The organism is Streptomyces sp. NPDC006435, from assembly GCF_040612315.1.
Taxonomy (GTDB): Bacteria; Actinomycetota; Actinomycetes; order Streptomycetales; family Streptomycetaceae; genus Streptomyces.
In genome coordinates, this window is sequence record NZ_JBEXPY010000003.1 from 335,793 (window position 1) to 359,282 (window position 23,490).

Annotated in this window: 13 protein-coding genes; 6 read left to right on the plus strand and 7 right to left on the minus strand. The window is 73.3% G+C overall.

Features of this window, described 5'->3' with window-relative positions; translation table 11 throughout:
• Window positions 1-68: 68 nt before the first annotated feature.
• Window positions 69-2,282 carry an ATP-dependent DNA helicase UvrD2 gene (locus ABZZ04_RS05790; RefSeq protein WP_356930918.1) on the minus strand — a complete coding sequence of 738 codons (2,214 nt, stop codon included), beginning with the start codon at window positions 2,280-2,282 and terminating at the stop codon, window positions 69-71.
• Window positions 2,283-2,665: 383 nt separating this feature from the next.
• On the opposite strand from ABZZ04_RS05790, the gene ABZZ04_RS05795 reads away from it, so the two are divergent.
• Window positions 2,666-2,920: a mycoredoxin gene (locus ABZZ04_RS05795; protein ID WP_148839091.1), complete on the plus strand. Its 255-nt coding sequence runs from the start codon at window positions 2,666-2,668 to the stop codon at window positions 2,918-2,920.
• Window positions 2,921-3,073: 153 nt separating this feature from the next.
• Here the strand turns inward: ABZZ04_RS05795 and nudC are convergent, their stop codons facing one another.
• Complete coding sequence (gene nudC / locus ABZZ04_RS05800; RefSeq protein ID WP_356930919.1) at window positions 3,074-4,021, minus strand: NAD(+) diphosphatase; 948 nt, start codon at window positions 4,019-4,021, stop codon at window positions 3,074-3,076.
• 44 nt (window positions 4,022-4,065) lie between these two features.
• Complete coding sequence (locus ABZZ04_RS05805; protein WP_356930920.1) at window positions 4,066-5,460, minus strand: dipeptidase; 1,395 nt, start codon at window positions 5,458-5,460, stop codon at window positions 4,066-4,068.
• Between the two features lie 174 nt (window positions 5,461-5,634).
• Here ABZZ04_RS05805 and ABZZ04_RS05810 point away from each other — a divergent pair, with 174 nt between their 5' ends.
• Window positions 5,635-6,420: a hypothetical protein gene (locus tag ABZZ04_RS05810; protein WP_356930921.1), complete on the plus strand. Its 786-nt coding sequence runs from the start codon at window positions 5,635-5,637 to the stop codon at window positions 6,418-6,420.
• A gap of 28 nt (window positions 6,421-6,448) precedes the next feature.
• Here ABZZ04_RS05810 and ABZZ04_RS05815 read toward each other — a convergent pair whose 3' ends face one another.
• Entirely contained in the window at window positions 6,449-10,030 is a 3,582-nt protein-coding gene (locus tag ABZZ04_RS05815; protein ID WP_356930922.1) for a UvrD-helicase domain-containing protein, read from the minus strand.
• Window positions 10,031-10,126: 96 nt separating this feature from the next.
• Here ABZZ04_RS05815 and ABZZ04_RS05820 point away from each other — a divergent pair, with 96 nt between their 5' ends.
• Window positions 10,127-11,032 (plus strand): SAM-dependent methyltransferase, encoded by a 906-nt coding sequence (locus ABZZ04_RS05820; RefSeq protein WP_356930923.1) that lies wholly within the window; start codon window positions 10,127-10,129, stop codon window positions 11,030-11,032.
• A gap of 76 nt (window positions 11,033-11,108) precedes the next feature.
• Here ABZZ04_RS05820 and ABZZ04_RS05825 read toward each other — a convergent pair whose 3' ends face one another.
• Window positions 11,109-14,588, minus strand: a complete 3,480-nt coding sequence (locus ABZZ04_RS05825) for an ATP-dependent DNA helicase (protein WP_356930924.1) — start codon at window positions 14,586-14,588, stop codon at window positions 11,109-11,111.
• Window positions 14,589-15,103: 515 nt separating this feature from the next.
• A complete protein-coding gene (locus ABZZ04_RS05830; protein WP_356930925.1) occupies window positions 15,104-15,589 on the minus strand; it encodes an MGMT family protein in 486 nt (161 codons plus the stop codon).
• Between the two features lie 221 nt (window positions 15,590-15,810).
• Here ABZZ04_RS05830 and ABZZ04_RS05835 point away from each other — a divergent pair, with 221 nt between their 5' ends.
• From ABZZ04_RS05835 to ABZZ04_RS05845, 3 genes are all read left to right on the plus strand, one after another.
• Window positions 15,811-18,606, plus strand: a complete 2,796-nt coding sequence (locus ABZZ04_RS05835) for a lysylphosphatidylglycerol synthase transmembrane domain-containing protein (protein WP_356930926.1) — start codon at window positions 15,811-15,813, stop codon at window positions 18,604-18,606.
• 234 nt (window positions 18,607-18,840) lie between these two features.
• Complete coding sequence (locus ABZZ04_RS05840; protein WP_356930927.1) at window positions 18,841-20,439, plus strand: alpha/beta hydrolase; 1,599 nt, start codon at window positions 18,841-18,843, stop codon at window positions 20,437-20,439.
• 201 nt (window positions 20,440-20,640) lie between these two features.
• On the plus strand, window positions 20,641-22,212 hold the full coding sequence (locus tag ABZZ04_RS05845; RefSeq protein ID WP_356930928.1) for an alpha/beta hydrolase: 1,572 nt from the start codon (window positions 20,641-20,643) through the stop codon (window positions 22,210-22,212).
• A gap of 76 nt (window positions 22,213-22,288) precedes the next feature.
• On the opposite strand, the gene moeZ is transcribed toward ABZZ04_RS05845, so the two are convergent.
• Window positions 22,289-23,467, minus strand: a complete 1,179-nt coding sequence (gene moeZ / locus ABZZ04_RS05850) for an adenylyltransferase/sulfurtransferase MoeZ (protein ID WP_148839082.1) — start codon at window positions 23,465-23,467, stop codon at window positions 22,289-22,291.
• Window positions 23,468-23,490: the final 23 nt, after the last annotated feature.

Genomic DNA, 23,490 nt, shown 5'->3' on the forward strand with positions numbered 1-23,490 from the left:
GTTTCCGTGGTTAAGAACCTATGGTGATGACTGGGGCGCGCGCAAACTATTTTTTCGACGAGTTTTCCTCAGCTCTCGTCACCGGCCTCCCCGAGCACTTCATCCACCGTCCCACCTGCGCAGATGGCCAGGACCGCGGTCCCGAACCGGTCCAGCTTCCGCACACCGACGCCGGAGATCCCGGCCAGCTCGCCCTCGCTGCCGGGCACGGCCTCGGCGATCGCCATCAGTGTCTTGTCGGTGAACACGCAGTACGCGGGCTGGCCGATCTCCCTCGCCCTGACCGCCCGCCAGTCGCGCAGCCGCTCGTACAGCGCCTCGTCCATGTCCGAGGGGCAGTCGTCGCAGCGCATCAGCTTCATCTCGCCCGCGTCGGTGAGGGTCCTGCCGCAGACCCGGCACCGGGCGGGGCCGCGTCGGCCGCGTCTGGCGACCGGGCCCTGGCCCTGGTTCTGGTGGCCCCTCTCGATCCCGCCGGTGGCCACCGGCGAGCCGCGCCGCGAGCCGAGGGCTGCCGAGCCGGGACGCAGCCCGTTCAGGAAGCGGCTGGGCCGCCGTCCGGCGCGGCCGCCGGGCGAGCGGGAGAGCGACCAGGACAGCGTGAGGTGCAGTCGGGCCCGGGTGACGCCGACGTACAGCAGCCGGCGCTCCTCCTCGACCTGCTCGTCGGTCTTGGCGTAGGCGATCGGCATCATGCCCTCGGTCAGTCCGACCAGGAACACGGCGTCCCACTCCAGGCCCTTCGCGGAGTGCAGCGAGGCGAGCGTGACCCCCTGGACCGTGGGTGCGTGCTGGGCGGCGGCCCGTTCGTCGAGCTCCGCCACCAGGTCGGAGAGCGTGGCGCCCGGCTTGGCCCGTTCGAAGTCCTCGGCGAGCCGGACCAGGGCGGCCAGGGACTCCCAGCGGTCCCGCACCGCGCCGGAGCCGGCGGGCGGTTCCGGGGTCCAGCCCTTGGTGGAGAGCACCGCGCGCACTTCCGAGGGCAGCCCCTCCGCGTCGTCGAGCAGGGAGTCGTTGCTCCCCGCGCGGGCCGCGCCGCGCAGGGCGACGCCCGCCTCCCGCACCTCGGCCCGTTCGAAGAAACGCTCCGCGCCCCGCAGCTGGTACGGCACGCCCGCGTCGGCCAGGGCCTGCTCGTAGACCTCGGACTGGGAGTTGACCCGGTAGAGCACGGCGATCTCACCGGCCGGGACGCCCGCCGCGATCAGGTCGCGGATGCGGCGGGCGGTGCCCTCGGCCTCCGCGGGCTCGTCGGCGTACTCCGTGTAGGCGGGCTCGGGGCCGGGGTCGCGCTGTGAGATCAGTTCGAGCCGGTGCTCCGCGGCGCGGCCCCGGGCCTGGCCGAGCAGTCCGTTGGCCAGGTGGACGACCTGGGGTGTGGAGCGGTAGTCCCGGACGAGTTTGACGACCGTCGCGCCGGGGTGGCGGGTGCGGAAGTTCAGCAGGTGGTCGGGGGTGGCTCCGGTGAAGGAGTAGATCGTCTGGCTGGCGTCACCGACGACGCAGAGGTTGTCCCGGTCGCCGAGCCAGAGGTCGAGCAGCCTCTGCTGGAGCGGGCTGACGTCCTGGTACTCGTCGACGACGAAGTGCTGGTACTGGCGGCGGACGTGGTCGGCGATGTCGTGCCGGTCCTGGAGGATGGCGACGGTGAGCAGCAGCACGTCCTCGAAGTCGATCACCGAGCGGTCGCGCTTCAGCTGTTCGTACGTCGCGTAGATCTGGGAGATCTCGGCCGGGTCCCTGGGGGCGTCGCGCTGGGTCTTGGCGACCGCGGCCGGGTAGTCGGCGGGAACGGTCTGGGTGACCTTGGACCATTCGATCTCGCTGGTGACGTCCCGCAGCTCGTTGCGGTCGAGGCGGATGCGACAGCGGGCCGCGGCCTCGGCGACGAGCTGGACCTTGCGCTCCAGCAGCCGGGGCAGGTCGCCCCCGACGGCCTTCGGCCAGAAGTACTGGAGCTGACGCAGGGCGGCGGAGTGGAACGTCCGTGCCTGCACGCCGCTCGCGCCGAGCTGGCGCAGCCGTCCCCGCATCTCGCCCGCGGCCCGGTTGGTGAACGTGACGGCGAGCACGCTCGTCGGCTGGAGTATCCCCGCGCGCACCCCGTAGGCGATGCGATGGGTGATCGCACGCGTCTTGCCCGTACCGGCTCCGGCCAGCACACACACCGGGCCGTGCAGGGCCGTGGCGACCTCGCGCTGCTCGGGGTCCAGGCCGTCGAGCACGGCGTCGGCCGACTCGGGGACCTGCGGGAAGAGGGGGGAATGCGTTGCTGCTGTCACCCCGCCATGCTGCCAGGTCGCAGGAGACGGACGCGGAGGTTGTCCACAGGGGGCCGCATTCGTCGTACCGCCGAGCCGTTGCCCGCGCCGAGCCGTATCCGTGCCCGTGCCCGTGCCCGTGCCATGCCACGCCGTGCCCGCGCCGAGCCGGCCGAACCGTGCCGACCGGTACGGCGGTGCGGCGGTGCGGCAGTGCGGCAGTGCGGCTGGGGGTGGTACGGCGGTGCGGCTGGGGGGTGGTGGAGGGAATGGTGGTCGGCTCGCGTACGTTCCCCTTCCGGGCGGTGCCGCGTTCCGCGGTGGCGCGCTTTCCAGCTTCTCCGCACGACGGATGAGACTGCGAAGAGAACGAGAAGACGGACGAGCCAGAGGAGCACGAAGACATGCCGGGCACTGTGACGATGTACAGCACCACGTGGTGCGGCTACTGCCGTCGGCTCAAGAGCCAGATGGACCGTGAGGGCATCGCGTACAACGAGATCAACATCGAGCAGGACCCGGAGTCCGCGGCCTTCGTCGAGAAGGCCAACGGGGGCAACCAGACCGTTCCCACCGTCCTGGTGGTCGGTTCCACGGGTGCCGAGGCCGTCATGACGAACCCGTCCCTGGCGCAGGTGAAGCAGGCGCTCGCCGCCTGATCCCGCGGCTCCTGCGGTTCCACCGCTCCCCCGGCCGGAGGGAAGCTCCTCCGGGAACGCCCCCTCCGGTCGCGGAGGGGGCGTTCCCGTACGCGTCCGGGGGAGCGCCCGCCCCGGTCCCCGGTCGTGGGACCGGCCCGGTCCGGTCGTGCGTCAGCCGATGCTGCCCGGCTTCGGGAGCGGCTTGCCGTACCAGAGCTCGATCAGCCGCGCCGCGATCGAGATGCCGTACGGCGGCAGGATCTCGCCCGATTCGAAGGCGGCGGTCAGGTCCTCGCGGGAGAACCAGCGGGCCTCCTCGATCTCCTCGCCGTCCACGTTGATCTCGGAGGAGGTGGCGCGGGCCATGAAGCCGAGCATCAGGCTGGAGGGGAACGGCCAGGGCTGGCTGGCGACGTACTCGACCTCGCCGACCGTGACCCCCGCCTCCTCGAACACCTCGCGCGCCACGGACTGCTCGATCGACTCCCCCGGCTCGACGAAGCCCGCGAGCGTCGAGAAGCGGCCCTCGGGCCAGTGCACCTGGCGGCCCAGCAGGGCGCGGTCCTTCTCGTCCGTCACCAGCATGATGACCGCCGGGTCGGTGCGCGGGTAGTGCTCGGCGCCGCAGGCCGGGCAGCGGCGGATGTGACCGGCCGCCGCGATGACCGTGCGCTCGCCGCAGCGCGAGCAGAAGCGGTGCAGGCGCTGCCAGTTCTCCAGCGCCACCGCGTGCGCCATCAGCCCCGCGTCGCGCGGGCCGAGCAGCAGACCGGCCTCGCGCAGGCCGGCCGGGCGGGCGGGCTGGTCCATGCGGCCGGGCAGGGAGTCCTTCTGGAGCGCGAAGTAGCTGACGCCGTCCCCGTCGGTGCCGAGGAAGTACCGGTGGGTCTCGGTGATCGGGGCCTCGAAGGCCGGGGTCATGACGATCTCCGTGCCGCCCTCGGCCGTGTCGTCGATCAGCACCTGGCCGCCGGAGACGACGAACACGCGGGTGGTCGGGTGGCTCCACGCGGCGGCCAGCCACGCCTCGTCGAGGCGGTGGTGCGCCGCGCGGTCGATGCCGCTGGGCGCGGTGAGACCGATGGGACGGTCCGCGATGGCGTTGTCGAAGGTGCTCACAGGTGCTTCCTACTCCCCCGGGATGGATCGGGTGTTCAGAGGATTCAGCGGAGTGCGGCGGCCAGCTCGCCCCAGAGGTGCGCGGTCGTCTCCACGCCCTTGAACAGGAGGTCGAGCTCGACCTTCTCGTCGGGGGCGTGCCAGCCGTCGGACGGTACGGAGATGCCCAGGAAGAGGACGGGTGCGCCGAGCACGTCCTGGAGGTCGGCGGCGGGGCCCGAGCCCCCTTCCCGGGTGAAGAGGATCTTCTGGCCGAAGGCCCGTCCCATGGCGCGGGCCACGGCCTGCAGGGCGGGGTGGTCCAGCGGGGTCAGACAGGGGCGGGTGGCCGGGGCGAAGGAGATCCGGTGCCGGACACCGGCCGGGACCTGTGCCCCGGCCCAGGACCGGACCACCTGCTGGACGTGGTCGGGGTCCTGGCCCGCGACCAGCCGGAAGCTGATCTTCACCATGGCGGAGGACGGGATGATCGTCTTGCTGCCGGCGCCCTGGTAGCCGCCCCCGATGCCGTTGACCTCGGCGGTGGGGCGGGCCCAGACCCGTTCCAGCGTGGAGTAGCCGGCCTCGCCCGACGCGGCGCGGGACTTGGCGGTGCGCAGCCAGGTGTCCTCGTCGAAGGGCAGCTCGGCGAAGAGCGCGCGCTCGGTGTCGGTGAGCTCGGTCACGCCGTCGTAGAACCCGGGGATCGCGACCCGGCCGTCCGCGTCGTGCAGTGCGGCGACGAGCCGGGCGAGGGCGGTGGCCGGGTTGGGGACCGCGCCGCCGAACGAGCCGGAGTGGATGTCCTGCTCGGGGCCGTACAGCTCGATCTCGCACTCGGCGAGGCCGCGCATGCCGGTGCAGACCGTGGGGGTCGTCTCGTTCCACATGCCGGTGTCGGAGACGATCACGGCGTCGGCGGCGAGCCGGGCGGACCGCTCCTCGACCAGGGCGCGGAAGTTCGGGGAACCGGACTCCTCCTCACCCTCGATCAGGAGCTTGAGGTTGACGGCGGGGGCGGTGCGGCCGGTGGCGGCGAGGTGGGCCCGGACACCGAGGGTGTGGAAGAACACCTGCCCCTTGTCGTCGGCGGCGCCCCGTCCGTACATGCGGCCGTCGCGGATCACCGGCTCGAACGGGTCGGTGGCCCAGCCGTCCTCGAGGGCGGCGGGCTGCACGTCGTGGTGCCCGTAGACCAGGACCGTCGGGGCGTCCGGGTCGTCGGACAGCCACTCGGCGAAGACCGCGGGAGCGCCGGGCGTCTCCCAGATCTCGGCGACCGGGAAGCCGGTCTCCCGGAGCTTGGCGGACAGCCACTCGGCACTGCGCCGTACGTCCCCGTCGTGCTCCGGCTGGGCGGATACGGACGGGATGCGCAGCCAGGCGGCGAGGTCGTCGAGGAAGGCTGTGCGGTGCTGCTCGGTGTACGTACGGACGGCGCTGTCCGGGGTGTCGCTCATGGCCTTGAGCCTAGTGCCTCGTCCGGTGGGGTCCGCGCGGTGCGCGGCAGGGGCCCGCCGCACGCACGGTGGCCGGACGCCTGTCGGTGACGGCTCCTCCTCCGGTTGAATGGCTCCGCCGAACGGCTCCGGGCGACGGCGCCCGGAGCCCGGCCGCGAGGGGGAGACGGGGCGATGAGCGGTTCGGGTGGGGGAGCCGGGGGGACGCCGCCGGGCCGGCGGGCCGGTGAGGTGGCGGCCTGGGTCTCGGCGATCACCGCTGTGCTCGGTCTGCTGCTGGCGGTGTTCGGGGTTCCGCTCGTCGGCGGCTCGGCGGCCAACCGGAGCGTCGCCGGGCGGGCGGACACCGCGGCGTCGGCGGAACCGTCGCCGGACGCATCGGCCGGTTCGTCGGACTCCTCGGACTCGGGCTCCGCCGACGCCTCAAGCCCCTCCGACTCCTCCGGCCCCTCCGGCTCCTCCGCGGGTACGTCGGCCCCGTCCGCGCCGGTCGTGCCCCGGGGCTGGCGGCGGGTCCAGGAGGCCGGGCTCACGGTCGCGTTCGCGGTGCCGGACGGCTGGACGCGGACGCGGCGCAACGACATCCAGAGCAACTGGGCCGCCCCGGACGGCGCGCACGAGATGAGCGTCAAGCGGGACACGTCGTACGGGGCGACCTCGGGGGCCGCCGCCTCCGGGCAGCTCGCCTGGTACCGCGACACCGCCCGGTCGTCGATGGCCGGTCTCCGGGCCGTCCGCCACACCACCCGGCAGAACGGCCGCGACGCCCTCTGGCTGGAGATCGACTACCACTGGGCGGGCCAGAGCGGGCCCCGCAAGCGCGTCGAGGTCTTCGTGCCGGGCACCGCGGGCCGGGTCTACCAGCTGCTCATCGACACCGCCGCCACCCCCGCCGGGCTAGCCGAGCAGCAGAGGCTGTTCGCGACGGCGCGCGCGCAACTGCTGATCGACGCGTCCTGAGACCGGGTCCGCGGGCCGGGTCCGCGGGTCAGGTCCGCGGGGGCGGTTCGTCGAGCAGGATGCGCTCCAGCTCGGCCCGGCCCGGGAGGCGGGTGGGGCGGGCGATCTCGCCGGTGCGCACGTAGAGGAAGGTGGCGGTGACGTCGGTGAGCGGCAGGCCGTGCAGCTCGGCCCAGGCCAGGCGGTAGACCGCGAGCTGAAGAGGGTCGGCGGTGTTGGTGCGGGTGGTCTTCCAGTCGACGATCTCGTATGTGTTCCCGGTGCGGTACACCGCGTCGATGCGGCCCCGGATCACCCGCCCGGCCAGGGTGATCTGGAACGGCGTCTCGACGCGGTACGGGGTGCGGCGGGCGTACGGGGTGCGCTCGAACGCCTCCTTGAGCTCGGCGAGGTCGCGCTCGTCGGCGATCTCGGCCTCGTTCCCGTCGCCGCCGGGCAGTTCGTCGGGCCCGAGCATGGGCAGCGGCACCTCCTCGAAGCGGGACTCCACCCAGGCGTGGAAGCGGGTGCCCCGGCGGGCCGCGGGCTGCGGGGGCCGCGGCATCGGGCGGGCCAGCTCCTGGGCGAAGCCGTCGGGGTCGTCGGCGAGGCGCAGCAGCTGGGTGGCGGAGAGCGACGCGGGGACGAGGACGTCGCGCACGGTGGCGCGGGCGCGCCGCAGTTCGCCGGTGAGCGCGTCGAGGTCGCGGTCCCAGGAGGCGAGGGTGCGGGACTCCTCGGGGGTGAGACGGCGCTCCCCGGCGGGTGCGGGGCGTTCCTCCTCGGGGGCGCGGGCGGCGGGGATGTGCGGGGCGGAAACGGACGGGGCGGGAGCGGACGGGGCCGGAGCCGGGGGCCGCGTCGGCAGGGCGTCCCAGTCGTCGGCGTACAGCTCCTCGTCGGGAAGACCGGGGAACTCGGAGGGCTCGGGGAACTCGGGGGGCTCGGGGAACTCGGGGGGTTCCGGGAACTCGGAGAACTCGAGGGGCTCCTCGTCGGGGAACGGGGCCTCCCCGGCGTACGGGTCCGGGTCGGCGGGGGCCGTCGTGGCCAGGGTCTTCAGGTGTGCCAGCACCGCGTCGGCGGCGGCACGGCGGCGGGTCAGCGCGAGGTCGTCGAGGGGAAGCGGCCACGCCTGGTCGGCGGTCCTCTCCGCGAGTACCGGGTTCTCCTCGTCCTCGGCCGGTTCGTCGGCCCAGACCTCGATCTCGCCGTAGCCGGCCGCGCAGTGCTCGTACAGCGCGTGCAGGAAGCCGGACGGGCCGCGCGGCTTCTTCTGGGACGGGCCCCACCAGTGGCCGGAGCCGAGCAGCAGGGTGCGGGGCCTGGTGAAGGTGACGTATCCCAGGCGGAGCTCCTCGGTGTACTGGTGCTCCTTCATCTCCTCCTTGAAGCCCTTGAGGCCCTTGGCGTCCCAGGAGTGGACGTCGGGGAGGGTGGCCCTGTCGCCGCGCAGGGCGTGCGGGAGGACCTTGGCCTGAGTGGTCCAGGCGTCGCGGGACTGGCCGCTGGGGAACTGGCCGGTGACCAGGCCGGGCACGGCGACGACGTCCCACTCCAGGCCCTTGGACTTGTGGGCGGTGAGGACCTTGACGGTGTTCTCGCCGCCGGGCAGGGCGTTGTCCAGGCCCTTCTCGTACTGGACGGCGGTGCGCAGGAAGCCGAGGAAGGCGAGGAGGGTGGCGTCGCCCTCGACGGCGGAGAAGCGGGCCGCGACGTCGAGGAAGTTGCCCAGGGTCTCGCGGCGGCGGGCGGCCAGGGCCTGCGGCGACGCGGAGAGCTCGACCTCCAGGCCGGTGGTGGCGAGGACCCGGTGCAGCACGTCCATCAGGGGGTCGGCCAGCGAGCGGCGCAGGTCGCGCAGTTCGGCGGCGAGGCGGGCGAAGCGGACCCGGGCGTCGGCGGAGAACGGAAGCCCGTCGTCCTCCTCCCCGCCGGATTCGAGGAAGGTGTCCAGCGCGTCGGCGAGCGAGATCACCTCGGCCGGGTCGACGCCCTCGACGGCCTCGGCGAGACGGCGGTCGGGGTCGAAGTCCTCGTCGTCGCCGTGGGCCGCGCGGTGGACGAGGAGCCGGGCCCGGCGGCCGAGCAGGGCCAGGTCGCGGGGGCCGATGCGCCAGCGGGGGCCGGTGAGCAGCCGGACCAGGGAGGCGTTGGCCCCGGGGTCCTGGAGGACCTCGCAGACCGCGACGAGGTCGGCGACCTCGGGAAGGTGCAGCAGCCCGGACAGGCCGACGACCTCGACCGGGACCTCACGGGCCACGAGCGCGGCCTGGATCTCCGGGAAGTCGCCCGCCGTCCGGCACAGGACGGCGATCTCGCCGGGTTCCTTGCCGGTCCTCACCAGGTGGGCGATCGAGTCGGCGAGCCAGTCGATCTCCTCGGCGTGGGTACGGAGCAGGGCGCAGCGGACGATGCCGTCGCGTTCGGCGCCCGGGGCGGGGCGCAGCGCCTCGACCCCCTCGTGCATGGCGCGCAGCGGGGCGGCGAGGCCGTTGGCGAGATGGAGGAGCCGACCACCGCTGCGGCGGTTCTCGCTGAGGGAGTAGCGGGTGGCGGGGGTGCCGTCGGCGTGCGGGAAGTGGAGCGGGAAGTCGTCGAGGTTGGCGACGGAGGCGCCGCGCCAGCCGTAGATCGCCTGGCAGGGGTCGCCGACGGCGGTGACCGCGTGCCCGGTCGCGACCGCCCCCCGGGGCGCGCCGGTGCCGGAATCGGAACCGGGGCCGGAATCGGGATCGGACCCCGGGGCGGAATCGGGGCCGCGGCCGAAGAGGGCGGAGAGCAGCAGCCGCTGGGCGACGGAGGTGTCCTGGTACTCGTCGAGCAGGACGACCCGGAACTCGTCACGCAGGATCGCGCCGACCTCGGGGCGGGTGAGCGCCAGTTCGGCGGAGAGCGCGATCTGGTCGCCGAAGTCGAGGAGGTCGCGGTTCCGCTTGGCCTCGCGGTAGCGGCGGGTCAGCTGGAGCAGTTCGCGACGGGCCTCGGTGGTCTCGGGGACCTTGCGCAGTTCGGCGTTGGTGAGCCGGGCCGATTCGAGCGTGCGCAGGAGGTCGGTGTCGTGCTCCGCGAGCTGGTCGGGCCGTACGAGGTGCTCGGCGAGCTCGGCGTCCAGGGCCAGCAGATCACTGACCAGGGTGGGGAACGACCTGGTCAGTGCCGGGTAGGGGCCGGGGGCCTCGCGCAGCACGCGGGCGGCGAGCTGGTAGCGGGTGGCGTCGGCGAGGAGGCGGGTGGTGGGTTCGAGCCCGATGCGCAGCCCGTGCTCGGTGAGGAGCCGGCCGGCGAAGGCGTGGTACGTGGAGATGCTGGGCTCGCCCGGGGGGTCGTCCGGGTCGATCACGTCCGGGTCGGTGACCCCGGCCGCGATCAGGGCCTTGCGGACGCGCTCGGCGAGCTCGCCGGCCGCCTTGTTGGTGAAGGTGAGCCCGAGGACCTGCTCGGGTGCCACCTGGCCGGTCCCCACCAGCCACACCACCCGGGCCGCCATCACCGTGGTCTTCCCGGACCCGGCCCCGGCCACGATCACCTGCGGTGCGGGCGGCGCGGTGATGCAGGCCGTCTGCTCGGGGGTGAACGGAATCCCGAGGAGCTCCTTGAGCTGCTCGGGATCGGTGATGCGTGAGGACACCCCACCGAGGCTAACCGGCTCCACCGACAACCCCTGCCCCGGTACACCGTCTACATTGACTTCTTGTCGCATCAACAGCCTTATGAGGAAGGTCACATGGGCGCCGACGCACCCGCCCCGGACGCCGCGGAACTCCGTGAGCGCATCGACACGACGAAGGCGCACCCGGCGCGGGTCTACGACGTCTTCCTGGGCGGCAAGGACAACTATCCGGCGGACCGGGAGGCCGCGGCCATGGCGCTGGCCGCCAATCCGCGCGGGTACCTCACGGTGCGGCACAACCGGGACTTCATGCGGCGGGCGGTGACGCTGGCCGCCGAGGCCGGGGTGCGGCAGTTCCTGGACGTGGGCACAGGGCTGCCGACGCAAGCGAACGTGCACCAGATCGCCCAGGGAATCGCCCCGGACTCGCGAGTGGTGTACGTGGACAACGACCCGGTCGTCCTCGTCCACTCGCAGGCCCTGCTGACGAGCGGTCCCAAGGGGCGCACCGACTACATCGAGGCGGACCTGCGCGATCCGGACACGATCCTGGAGGCGGCCCGCCGCACCCTGGACCTGGACCGGCCGGTCGCTCTCGTACTCGCCGCCGTGCTGCACTTCATCGAGGACGACGAGGCGTACCCGGTCGTCGAGCGGCTGCTCGGCGCCCTGGCGCCCGGCAGCTACCTCGTCCTGAGCAACGTCAGCTCGGACCTCAACCCCGAGCAGGTGGGGCAGGTGACGAAGGCGTTCGAGGAGCGCGGCTTCGCCATGGTCCGCCGCTCGCGCGCCCAGGTGGAGCGCTTCGTCACCGACAACGGTCTGGAACTGCTGGAGCCGGGTGTCGTACCGGTGCACCGCTGGCGTCCCGAGGAGGTCGTGGACCTGCCCGAGGCCGCCGAACCGGACCCGGAGTTCGTGGCGGGTCCGGACAAGCTGGACCGTACGCGCTACCAGCCGATCAACGACGTCACGGACGCGGACGTGAGCGTGTACGGAGTGATGGCCCGCAAGCCCTGACGGTCGGGCCGCGTTCCCGTACGCACCGGGCACGGCCCGGCTCCTGTACGTGCCGGGCCCTGTCCCGTTCCGGGTCTCACTCCAGGATGTGGCGGCCCTCCGGCTGCGCGCTGCACGAGGCCCGGAAGGCGCAGTGCCCGCAGTGCTGGCCGGTCGAGGGCGTGAAACGTTCGTCCAGGACCCGTCCCGCGGCCGTGGCCAGCAGGTCGGAGACCCATTCGCCCCGGCCGTCCCCGCCGTCCAGCGGTCCCTGCGCCTGCACCTTGGGAAGGGCGTCGCCGCCCTCCTTCTTGGCGGCGGCCTGGCGCAGCTGCACCAGTTCGGCGCCGCCCGGTTCGGGGCGCCGGCCGTCGAAGACCTCGTCGACCGCCCCTTCCCGGACGGCCAGCTGGTACACCGCGAGCTGGGGGTGCCGGGCCACCTCGTCCTTGGTCGGGGCCTGCTTGCCGGTCTTGAAGTCGACGACGTAGGCCCGGCCCTCGGCGTCCTGCTCGACGCGGTCCATGGAGCCCCGGATGCGCACCTCGTACTCCCCCGCCTCCAGCGTCACGTCGAAGTCGTGCTCGCTCGCGGCGGAGGTGCGGCCGGTGCGGTCCATGACGTGCCAGCGCAGGAAGCGTTCGAGGGCGATCCGGGCCTGTTCCTTCTCCTGCCGGGACTTCCAGGGGGCGTCGAAGACCAGACCGTCCCAGACCGAGTCCAGCCGTTCCATCAGGACGTCCAGATCGGCGGGGGTGCGCCCGGAGGCCACCTCGTCGGCGAGTACGTGGACGACGTTGCCGAAGCCCTGGGCGGCCGTCGCCGGGGCGTCCGCCTTCACCTCGCGGCCGAGGAACCACTGGAGCGCGCACGTGTTGGCGAGCTGGTCGAGCGCGCTGCCGGACAGTGCCACGGGCCGGTCCCGGTCGCGGAGCGGCACGGCGGAGCGGGTCGGCTCGTACAGGCCCCACCAGCGGTGGGGGTGGGCCGCAGGTACGAGTGGTGTGCCCTCCTCGTCGGTGAGCGCGGCGAGGCGGGCGAGCCGGCGGGCGGCCTCCTCCCGCAGGGCGTCGGACGCCTCGGGATCGACGGTGGTGGCGCGCAGTTCGGCGACGAGTGCGGCGACGGCGAGGGGACGGCGCGGGCGGCCGGTGACGTCGCGCGGTTCGGCGCCGAGTTCGGCGAGGAAGCGGGACGGCTGGTCGCCGTCGTCGGCGGGGGCCTTCACCGCGGTGACGACGAGGCGTTCCCGGGCGCGGGTCGCCGCGACGTAGAAGAGCCGGCGCTCCTCGGCGAGGAGGGCGCCGGGGGTGAGCGGCTCGGCCAGGCCGTCGCGGCCGATCCGGTCCGCCTCCAGCAGCGAACCCCGGCGGCGCAGGTCCGGCCAGAGCCCCTCCTGCACCCCCGCGACGACGACCAGGCGCCACTCCAGCCCCTTGGAGCGGTGCGCGGTCATCAGCCGTACGGCGTCGGGGCGCACCACACGCCGGGAGAGGGTGTCGGCGGCGATGTCCTGGGCGTCGACCTCCTCCAGGAAGTTGAGCGCGCCGCGCCCGCCGGTGCGTTCCTCGGCGCGGGCCGCGGTGTCGAAGAGGGCGCAGACCGCGTCGAGGTCGCGGTCCGCGTTGCGCCCGGCCGCGCCGCCGCGCAGTGCGGCGCGCTCCAGGCGGCCCGGCCACGGGGTGCCGGACCACAGCGCCCACAGCGCCTCCTCCGCGGTGCCGCCCCCTTCGAGCAGCTCGCGCGCCTTGCGCAGGAGCGTGCCGAGCCGCTGGGCCCCGCGGGCGTACGCCGGATCGTGCGTGACGAGCCGTTCGGGTTCGGCGAGCGCACGGGCCAGCAGGTCGCCGGAGGGTGCCGGTACCCGGTTCCCGGCGGCCCGCTCCTCGTCGCGCAGGGCCCGGCCGAGGCGGCGCAGGTCGGCCGCGTCCATGGAGCCGAGGGGGGAGGCGAGGAGGGTCAGGGCGGTCTCGGTGTCCAGCCAGCCGGCCTGGTCGTCGGGTGCCCGGCCGTCCCCCTCCTCCGGAACCTCGTGCGCCGAGGGCTTCTCTTCCGGCTCCTCCAGCTCCTCCGGCTCCTCCGCCTCTTCTTGTGCCTTCCCTTCAGGCTTCTCCCCCGGCTTCTCTTCCGGCTTCTCCTCCGGCGCGCCCCGGTGCAGGGCCGCCGCGGCGACCGCGCGCAGGGCGGTCAGGAGCGGGGCCACCGCCGGTTCGTGGCGCAGGGGAAGGTCGTCGCCGTCGACCTCCAGGGGGACGCCGGCCGATGTCAGGGCCCGGCGCAGGGAGGGGATCGTGCGCCCCCCGGCCCGTACGAGCACCGCCATCTCGTTCCACGGGACGCCGTCCTCCAGATGGGCCCGGCGCAGCAGGTCAGCGATGTTGTCCAGCTCCGTGGAGGCGGTCGGGTAGGTGTACGCCTCCACCCTCCCGCCCCCGTGGACCGCGGCCAGCTCCCGGTGGGCGCGGACCTTCTCCGCGGGGAGCCGGGTCAGCGGCATCCGGCGGGTCAGCAGCCGGGTGGCGGCCAGCAGCCGTTCCCCGGACCGGCGCGAGGTGGTGAGCACACCGACCGGGGCGGGGGCGCCGTCCGCCCGCCGGAACGTCTCCGGGAAGTCGAGGATGCCGTTCACGTCGGCGCCCCGGAACGCGTAGATCGACTGGTCCGGGTCGCCGAAGGCGATCAGGTCCCGGCCGCCCCCGGCGCCCCGGGCGCTCCCCCGGTTGCCGGCCAGCGCGTGCAGCAGCCGCACCTGGGCCGGGTCCGTGTCCTGGTACTCGTCGACGAACACGGCGTCGTACTGCCCCGCGAGCAGCGCCGCCACCTCGGGGCGCTCCGCGAGCAGCACGGCGCGGTGCACCAGTTCCGCGTAGTCCAGCACTCCCTGCGCGTCCAGCACGTCCAGGTACTCGGCGAGGAACTCGGCGGCGGCGCCCCAGTCGGGCCGGCCGGTGCGGCGGGCGAAGTCGGCCAGCGCGTCCGGCCCCAGGCCCAGTTCCCGGCTGCGGGCCAGCACCGCGCGCACCTCGTCGGCGAAGCCGCGCGTGGTCAGGCAGGCCCGCAGCTCGTCGGGCCAGCGGATGTGGGGGAAGCCGTCCCGCTCCAGTTCGAGCTGACCGGCGAGCAGTTCGCGGACGGTGACGTCCTGTTCCGGTCCGGAGAGCAGCCGCAGCGGTTCGGCGAAGAGGTCGGCGCCCTGGTGGGCACGGACCAGCGCGTAACAGAAGGAGTGGAACGTGGTGGCCTGCGGGCCGCGGGCGGCACCGAGCCGGGCGGCCATCCGGTCGCGCAGCTCCACGGCCGCCTTGCGGCTGAAGGTGAGCACCAGGAGCCGGGCGGGGTCGGCGCCCCGTGCGACCCGGGCGGCGACCGCCTCGACGAGCGTGGTCGTCTTGCCGGTGCCCGGCCCGGCGAGCACCAGGAGCGGACCGCCGGGGTGATCAACCACCGCGCGCTGTGCCGCGTCCAGAAGAGGGGGTTCCACGGAGCCCGGCGGAGTACGCACCAGTCGGTACGCGCCCGCGGTCCGCCGTCGTGCCTGACGGTACGGACTGTGCCGGGTGGAGGAGGAGGAACTCACGTGGATCGCCGGTCCTGGTGGGTGTGCTGGTGGTGAGGGTGCGGTGCGGTGCGCGGGCTGACGACGCTACGCCAGCGGCGGCGCGGTGCGGGACGTGCGCGCTGCGTGCCTCGTCACGTTCCGGGGCGTCGGCGCGGCCGGACGTCGCACCGTACGCCCGACCGTGTCCGACATCACGTATGCCGCGCACGTCGTGTGCATCACGTACGTCACGCACATCGCGTGCATCACATGCGTCGCACACATCACACGGGCCGCACGGCCCGCGCACTCCGTCCCGTACGACCCCTGCGACCCGTACGAATCGCATGGCCCGTACCGCTCGCACGGCCCGCACCGCTCGGCAGGAACCTGCACATCCGGCCCGGCGGAAGCCGGTGCGTCCGGCCGTGCGGACCCCGTCCCGGCCCTCGTCCGGGCTCGTGGCGCGGGTCCCGCCGGGCTTCGTCCCCCGCACTCCGGGGGTGCCGTACGGGCCCGCCGCCGCCCGCAGCGCCGCCGAATGGCCGAAGCTGTCAGATGTGAGCACCTCCGCCCCTGTCCCGGTCCGCGCCTCCGCCCCCGTCCGCGGTGACGCCGTCCCACCGCGCCCGCTTCATGTCGAGGCGCGGCAGATGGCCCTCCGCGCCCCGCGACGCCCCGCGCAGCGGGGTGCCCTCCTCGCGGTAGTGATCCAGTGCCCGCAGCTCGTGGCCGGGCAGCAGCACCCCGTCGGACCGCACCACGCGCCACCATGGCACCGCGGACCCGTACAGCGCCATGACCCGGCCGACCTGGCGCGGGCCGCCGTCGCCCAGCCACTCGGCGACGTCCCCGTACGTCATGACACGGCCGGGCGGAATCAGCTCGGCGACGTCGAGCACCCGCTCCGCGTACTCCGGCAGCTCGTGGACCGTCGGCCCGGCATCCGGCCGGTCGTTCCCCGGTCCGTCGTTCCCCGCCCGGTCGGCGCCGGTCCGGCCGCCGTTCGTCCCGCCGCCGCTCGTCCGGTGTTGGCTCATCCGCCCCATCCTGCCGTACACCACCGACAGTCCGGCCCGGTCCGGGTGCCCCCGTCCACAAGGCGTGCGCGCGGGGGCAAAGGGGCGTATCTTGCGCTTCGCGTGTCCGAGCAGTGCACCCTGATGCCCCCCTCCGTCGCCGGGCCGTGCCACCATCGTGCGGGCGGTGACCGGTGATACGAGACCACGAAGACCAATCAGAGGCGACGAAGGAGCAGGGCGTGCAGCCACCGAAGGCGGCGGACGCCCCTGATGCCGAGTCCCACCCGGACGAGTCCCGCGCATCCGCCGGAAAGGCCCCGGACGCGCCCCGTGCACCCGCAGGGGAGCCCGGTCCGGAGCGGGGCACGGCCCCCGTGCACCCGGCCGGGTCGACGCTCTCGACCGTCGCCCGGGAACAGGCCGAACGCGTCTCGGGGGACGAACCGCTGCTCCCCGCCCGGGTGCACCGCCCCTCCGACCTCATGCGGCTCCTCATCGGCGTCCTGGCGATCGTCGTCCTGTTCGCGATCGCCGCGTTCGCCCACGGCACCACCGCCGGTCTCGAACAGGACATCAACAAGGGCACCGGCCAGGCGCCCGACGTCCTGATCAAGATCGCCGGTCTGGTCTCCAGCATCGCCGTGCTGCTCGTCCCGGTCGCGTTCGCGATCGAACGGCTGATCAAGCGCGACGGGCTGCGGATCGCCGACGGGGTGCTCGCCGCCGTGCTGGCGCACGGCGTCACCCTCGCCACCGACCTCTGGGTGTCCCAGTACGCCCCCGGCACCATCAAGGACGCCCTGACCCAGCCGCAGGCCGGGGCGCTCACCGACCCCGTGCACGGCTACCTCGCCCCCGTGATCGCGTACATGACGGCGGTCGGGATGGCGAGACGGCCGCGCTGGCGGGTGGTGCTGTGGGTGGTGCTGCTGCTCGACGCATTCGCCATGCTGGTCGGCGGCTACACGACCCCGTTCTCGATCGTCCTGACCGTGCTGATCGGCTGGACCGTCGCGTACGGCACGCTGTACACGGTCGGCTCGCCCAACGTGCGGCCGACCGGCCAGCACCTGATGGCCGGGCTGCGCCACGTCGGCTTCCGCCCCGTCACCGCGATGCGCGCCGAGGACTCCCCCGACTCGGGCGACCAGAGCGACCGGGGCCGCCGCTACCTGGTGTCCCTGGAGGACGGACCGCCGCTCGACGTGACGGTCGTCGACCGCGAGCAGCAGGCCCAGGGCTTCTTCTACCGGGTGTGGCGCAGGCTCACCCTGCGCGGCATCACCCAGCGCCGCTCCATCCAGTCGCTGCGCCAGGCCCTGGAGCAGGAGGCGCTGCTCGCGTACGCGGCGATCGCCGCCGGGGCCAACGCCCCCAAGCTGATCGCCACGTCCGAGCTCGGGCCCGACGCCGTGATGCTGGTGTACGAGCACATCGGCGGCCGTTCCCTGGACGCGCTGGAGGACTCGGAGATCACCGACGAGGTGCTGCGCGGCGCCTGGCGCCAGGTGAAGGCGCTCCAGTCGCGACGGATCGCGCACCGCAGGCTCACGGGTGACGCCATCCTGGTGGATCGTTCCGGCAAGGTGTTCGTCACCGATCTACGCGGCGGCGAGATCGCGGCCGGCGACCTGGTGCTGCGGATGGACGTCGCCCAGCTGCTGACCACCACCGGTCTGCGGGTGGGCGCCGAGCGGGCCGTGGCCGGAGCCCTGGAGGTCCTCGGCCCCGATGTGGTCGCCGACTGCCTGCCACTGCTCCAGCCGATCGCGCTGAGCCGTTCGACCCGTGCGACGCTGCGCCGACTGGCCCGGGAGCGTGCGCAGCGGGAGCGGGAGGCGGTGCTGGAGGCGTCGGACGCGGCCCGGCGGGCCAGGGCCCAGGAGCACGGTGCCCCGGAGGGGGCGGCCGAGCCCGGGACCGGCGACCGTACCGGCCGCAAGCCCGGCCGCAAGGCGCTGCGCAACCAGAAGCAGGCCGAGAAACGGGCCCTGGACGACGCGCTGGAAGGGGCCCGCGAGGAGGACCTGCTCTCCCAGATGCGGCAGCAGGTGCTGCGGATCCGGCCGCAGGCGCCGGTCGAGCCGGTCCGCCTGGAACGCATCAAGGCACGGACCCTGGTCAGCTGCATCGCCGGTGCGTTCGCCGCGTACTACCTCGTCTCCCAGGTCACCCAGGCCGACTTCGGCACGGTCGCCGAGCAGGCGGAGTGGGGCTGGGTGGCCGCCGCCGTCGGCTTCTCCGCCCTCAGCTACGTGGCGGCCTCGATGAGCCTGCTGGGCTTCGTGCCGGAGCGGGTGCCGTTCGGGAGGACCGTGCTGGCACAGGTCGCCGGGTCCTTCGTGAAGATCGTCGCCCCGGCCGCGGTCGGCGGCGTGGCGCTGAACACCCGCTTCCTGCAACGGGCCGGGGTGCGGCCGGGACTCGCGGTGGCGAGCGTCGGCGCCTCGCAGCTGTTCGGCCTGGGCTGCCACATCCTGCTGCTGGCGGCATTCGGCTATCTGACCGGTACCGAGCGGACGCCGTCCTCGCTCACCCCGTCCAGGACCGTGATCGCCGGGCTGCTGACGGTCGCCGTGCTGGTGCTGGTGGTGACGGCGGTTCCGTTCCTGCGCAAATTCGTCGTGACGCGGGTGCGGTCGCTGTTCGCCGGGGTCGTGCCGCGCATGATCGACGTGGTGCAGCGGCCGCAGAAGCTGCTGACGGGCATCGGCGGGATGCTGCTGCTGACCGGGACGTTCGTGATGTGCCTGGACGCGTCGATCCGGGCGTTCAGCGGTCCGGACGTGCCGACGCTCAGCTACGCGAGCATCGCGGTGGTCTTCCTCGCCGGCAACGCGCTGGGGTCGGCGGCGCCCACGCCGGGCGGAATGGGCGCGGTCGAGGGCGCGCTGATGCTGGGGCTGATCGCGGTCAACCTGCCGAAGGAGGTCGCGGCGCCCGCCGTGGTGCTGTACCGCCTGCTGACGTTCTGGCTGCCGGTGCTTCCCGGCTGGCTCTGCTTCAACCATCTGACCCGCAAGGGCGAACTCTGACGGCGCCCCGGACCCGGCCCCGGTTCACGGAGGGACCGGGGCCGGTCCGCGGGAGCCGGGGTGGGGCCGGGCCCTGACACCCCCTCTCCTCCCGATCCGCCGAACGGGCCCTGACGGCTCCTCAGCCCCGGACGGGGCGTCCGCGAGGCCAGTCGGGCGACGGTCCGTGCGCCGACCACCCGCTTGGACCGGTGCCCCGTGCACCCCTCCCGTTCGCCCCGCACGATGGGCCCCATGAGGACCTCCCCCGCCCTGCGTGCCGCCGCCCTGGCCGCCGCCGTCAGCATGCTCCTGCCCATCACCGCCTGTTCGAGCGACGGCACCGAGGAGGGCGCCGGGCCGCGCAGCTCGCCGCGAGCGGCGAACGCCGCGGCGACCGGCCCCGACGACCTCGCCTCCCAGCAGCTGACGTGGAAGCCCTGCCCCGCCCCGGTCCCGGCGCAGGGCGGCGGGAAGGCACCGACCCCGCTGCCCGGCGGCACCCCCTGGGAGTGCTCGTTCATGCGGGCCCCGCTCGACTACGCGAACCCCGACGGCCAGACGATCCAGCTGGCGCTCATCCGGGCCAGGGCCCGGAACCAGGACAAGCGGATCGGCTCCCTCATCTTCAACTTCGGCGGTCCCGGTGCCTCCGGCGTCGCCACCCTGCCCGCCTTCGGCAACGACTACGACAAGCTCCGCGCCCGCTACGACCTGGTCAGCTTCGACCCGCGCGGCGTGGGCCGCAGCGCGGGGGTGCGGTGCGAGACCGACAAACAGCTCGACGCCCGTTACGAGAGCGACGGCACCCCGGACACCCCCGAGGAGGTGAAGGCCTTCGTCGAGGGCACCAGGACGTTCGCGGATGCCTGCGAGCGCAACTCCGGCAGACAGCTCCCCCACGTCGGCACCACCGAGGCCGCCCGCGACATGGATCTGATGCGCCAGGTGCTCGGCGACAAGAAGCTGTACTACTTCGGCATCTCGTACGGCACCGAACTGGGCGGCGTGTACGCCCACTTGTTCCCGAAGAACGTCGGCAGGTCGGTGCTGGACGCGGTGGTGGACCCGACCCAGGACTCCGAGCAGTCCTCGCTCGGCCAGGCCAAGGGCTTCCAGCTCGCGCTGGACAACTTCGCCAAGGACTGCGTGGACCGCGGCGACAACTGCAAGCTCGCCGGTGCCACCCCCGAGGAGGTCCAGCAGGGCATCTCCGATCTGCTCGACTCGCTGGAGAAGCAGCCGGTCGCGGGCATCGGGTCGCGCCGGCTGACCCAGACCCTGGCCACCACCGGCATCGCGACCGCGCTCTACTCCAGGCAGACCTGGCCGCTGCTGGAGCAGGGCGTGGACGAGGCCGAGGGCGGCAACGGCGCGCTCCTCCTCGCCCTCGCCGACTCGCTGAACGGCCGTTCCGAGGACGGCAGCTACGACAACTCGATGGCCGCCAACACCGCCATCAACTGCGCCGATTCCAAGCAGCGGTTCACCGCGGACCAGACCGAGCACAGGCTCCCGGAGTTCCGGTCCGCCTCGAAGATCTTCGGGGACTACCTCGGCTGGGGCCTGATGGCCTGCACCGACTGGCCGGTCGCGGGCGCCTGGGAGACCCCGGACGTCAGCGCCCCGGGCGCGGCCCCCATCCTCGTCATCGGCAACACCGGCGACCCGGCGACGCCGTACGAGGGCGCCAAGGCCATGACGGACGCGCTCGGCGACGGCGTCGGCGTGCAGATGACGTACGAGGGCCAGGGGCACGGCGCGTACAACAGCGGCAACGCCTGTGTGCAGCGGACGGTGGGCGGTTACCTGCTGGACGGCAAGGTTCCGGCGGCCGGGACCACCTGCCGGTAGCGGCTTCCCCCGGGAAGACGGGGCCCGTCCGGCGAGCGGAACCGGACGGGCCCCTTCGCCGTCCCCGGCGGAGACCGCCGGACAGCCCTTAGCATGAGCGGACTTCTGCACGCCTCGGATGCAGGCACCTCCGTGCGCCACGACGACCAGCGCCCCTGTGCGCCGCGTGGCGTGCGGGCGACAACGGGGAGGACGTACGACGTGTCCGCACACGCACGCGCCGGAGCTCTGGCCGGCACCGCACTTCTGCTGACGGGCCTGCTCGCGGGCTGCGGCGGGGGAACGGACGAGAAACCGGCCGACCGCACGGACCGCGGCGCGGCGTCCCCGGCCGAGGACCCGTCGGCCGCGCCGGACGGCCTGCCCCCGCTGCCCGCCTCCCTCACCTCCCAGCGGCCGGACTGGAAGCGCTGCGAGGCCCCGGAGGGCGGCAGCGCGCCCGGGGACCAGTGGCGGTGCTCGACGGTCCGGGTTCCGCTGGACTACGCGAAGCCGGACGGCGAGACGGTCGGGATCGCGCTGATCCGCAAGAAGGCCGCGAACTCCGGCCGGCGCCTCGGTTCGATGCTGTTCAACTTCGGCGGTCCCGGCGGTTCGGGGGTCGGGATACTGCCGCGCGCCGCCGGCGGGTACGGGGAGCTCAACTCCCGGTACGACCTGGTGGGCTTCGACCCGCGCGGGGTCGCGGGCAGCGAGGGGGTGAGCTGCCGCACCGACAAGGAGCAGGAGGAATCCTTCCGGAAGGTCGACATGACCCCGGACACACCGGCGGAGGAGGAGGCGTTCCTGAAGGACGGCGCGGACTTCGGCGCCGGGTGCGAGCGCCTCTCCGGCAGGCTCCTGCCGCACGTCGGAACGGTGAACGCCGCCCGCGACATGGACCTGATCCGTCAGGTGCTGGGCGACCGGAAGCTCACCTACTTCGGCATGTCGTACGGCACCGAGCTCGGCGGCACCTACGCCCACCTCTTCCCGAAGAACGTCGGGCGCACCGTCCTGGACGCCGTCGTCGACCCGACCGCGGACGCCATCGGGCACGCCCGCAACCAGGCGACCGGCTTCCAGCGGGCCCTGGAGAACTACCTCAAGGACCGGGGCCAGGACCCGAAGGCGGGCACGCGGCGCATCGCGCGGCTGCTGGAACGCATCGACAAGAAGCCGCTGCCGACCGCCTCGGGCCGTGAGCTGAACGACTCGCTGGCCGTCACCGGCATCGTCATGCCGCTCTACTCCAAGAGCAGCTGGCCCGTCCTGACGCAGGCGCTGGACGAGGCGGAGAAGAGCGGCACCGGCACCGGGCTGCTCGAACTTGCCGACTCCTACAACGGCCGTGACGAGAAGGGCCGCTACGACACCCAGAGCCACTCGCAGCGCGCCATCTCCTGCGCGGACAGCAGGCTCCGGCCGACGGCGGACGAGGCCCGGGCGCTCCTGCCGGAGTTCCGGAAGCTGTCCCCGGTGTTCGGTCCGTTCCTGGCGTGGGACACGGCGGGCTGGTGCTCGCAGTGGCCGGTGGAGGGCGAGCACGACGACCCGGAGACGAGCGCCCCGGGCGCCGGTCCGATCCTGGTCGTCGGCACGACCGGTGACCCGGCGACGCCGTACGAGGGCGCCCGGAAGATGGCGGACGAGCTGGGCAGGGGCGTCGGGGTCCTGCTCACCAACAAGGGCGAGGGGCACGGCGCGTACGGCGGCAACGCCTGTGTGACGTCTGCCGTGAACACGTACTTCCTCGACGGGAAGGTCCCGGACGACGGAAAGACCTGCTCGTAGTCTTGCTCCGGAAACACGGTGAGGGGGCCGGTCCGTGCGGACCGGCCCCCTCACCGCGTGCTGTACGCGGAGTGTCTCAGTACACCGGCTTCTCGGGCTCGATCTGGTTGACCCAGCCGATCACGCCGCCGCCCACGTGCACCGCGTCGGCGAAGCCCGCCGACTTGAGGACCGCGAGGACCTCGGCGCTGCGGACGCCGGTCTTGCAGTGCAGGACGATGCGCCTGTCCTGCGGGAGGTCCTGGAGGGCGTTGCCCATCAGGAACTCGTTCTTCGGGATCAGCTTGGCACCGGGGATCGAGACGATCTCGTACTCGTTCGGCTCGCGGACGTCGATGATCTCGATCTTCTCGTCCGCGTCGATCCACTCCTTGAGCTGCTTGGGAGTGATCGTGGAGCCGGCGGCCGCCTCCTGGGCCTCCTCGGACACGACGCCGCAGAAGGCCTCGTAGTCGATGAGCTCGGTGACGGTGGGGTTCTCGCCGCAGACCGCGCAGTCGGGGTCCTTGCGGACCTTGACCTGGCGGTACTGCATCTCCAGGGCGTCGTAGATCATCAGTCGGCCGACCAGCGGGTCGCCGATGCCGGCGATCAGCTTGATGGCCTCGTTGACCTGGATGGAACCGATGGAGGCGCAGAGCACCCCGAGCACGCCGCCCTCGGCGCAGGAGGGGACCATGCCCGGCGGGGGCGGCTCCGGGTAGAGGCAGCGGTAGCAGGGGCCGTGCTCGGACCAGAAGACGGACGCCTGGCCGTCGAACCGGTAGATCGAGCCCCAGATGTACGGCTTGTTCAGCAGCACGGCCGCGTCGTTGACCAGGTAGCGGGTGGCGAAGTTGTCCGTGCCGTCCACGATCAGGTCGTACTGGGCGAAGATGTCCATCACGTTGTCGGCCTCGAGCCGCTCCTCGTGAAGGACCACGTTCACGTACGGGTTGATGCCGAGCACCGAGTCCCTGGCGGACTCGGCCTTGGAACGGCCGATGTCGGACTGGCTGTGGATGATCTGGCGCTGCAGGTTCGACTCGTCGACCTCGTCGAACTCCACGATGCCGAGCGTGCCCACACCGGCCGCGGCCATGTACATCAGGGCCGGCGACCCCAGACCGCCGGCGCCGACACAGAGCACCTTCGCGTTCTTCAGCCGCTTCTGTCCGTCCATCCCGACATCCGGGATGATCAGGTGGCGGGAGTACCTGCGGACCTCGTCGACGGTGAGCTCAGCAGCTGGCTCGACCAGGGGTGGCAGCGACACAGGAACCTCAACAATGCAGGTGG

Coding starts and splice junctions, on each gene's coding strand:
- ABZZ04_RS05795 (WP_148839091.1), top strand. CDS start 2,666: ATGCCGGGCACTGTGACGATGTACAGCACCACGTGGTGCGGCTACTGC.
- ABZZ04_RS05820 (WP_356930923.1), top strand. CDS start 10,127: ATGGGCGCCGACGCACCCGCCCCGGACGCCGCGGAACTCCGTGAGCGC.
- ABZZ04_RS05840 (WP_356930927.1), top strand. CDS start 18,841: ATGAGGACCTCCCCCGCCCTGCGTGCCGCCGCCCTGGCCGCCGCCGTC.
- ABZZ04_RS05810 (WP_356930921.1), top strand. CDS start 5,635: ATGAGCGGTTCGGGTGGGGGAGCCGGGGGGACGCCGCCGGGCCGGCGG.
- ABZZ04_RS05830 (WP_356930925.1), bottom strand. CDS start 15,589: ATGAGCCAACACCGGACGAGCGGCGGCGGGACGAACGGCGGCCGGACC.
- ABZZ04_RS05805 (WP_356930920.1), bottom strand. CDS start 5,460: ATGAGCGACACCCCGGACAGCGCCGTCCGTACGTACACCGAGCAGCAC.